At 65.5% G+C, this 275-nt stretch carries 1 protein-coding gene; it reads left to right on the top strand.

Annotated features, from left to right (window positions below; translation table 11 throughout):
- The coding region (locus NDO48_RS29175) for an FAD-dependent oxidoreductase (RefSeq protein WP_323848137.1) at window positions 1-275 on the top strand (275 nt) is incomplete at both ends.

Here is a 275-nt window from a genome sequence, read left to right as displayed (position 1 = left end):
AGCCGGTTTCGATGTGGTCGTCGTCGACCGTCAGCCAGCCGTTGCAATGGAAACCAGCTTTGCCAACGCCGGCCAGGTGTCCCCGGGCTACGCTTCGCCGTGGGCTGCACCGGGTGTGCCGCTCAAGGCCATCAAATGGCTGCTCGAACGCCACGCGCCTCTGGCCATCAAGGCCACGACCAGCACTGACCAGTACCTGTGGATGGCCCAGATGCTGCGCAACTGCACCGCCAGCCGCTACGCCGTGAACAAGGAGCGCATGGTCCGCCTGTCCG

Source organism: Aminobacter sp. MET-1 (genome assembly GCF_026521175.1).
Classification (GTDB): Bacteria; Pseudomonadota; Alphaproteobacteria; order Rhizobiales; family Rhizobiaceae; genus Aminobacter.
The sequence above is the reverse complement of the archived record's forward strand: the minus strand, read 5'-3'. Positions and strand labels throughout refer to the sequence as shown.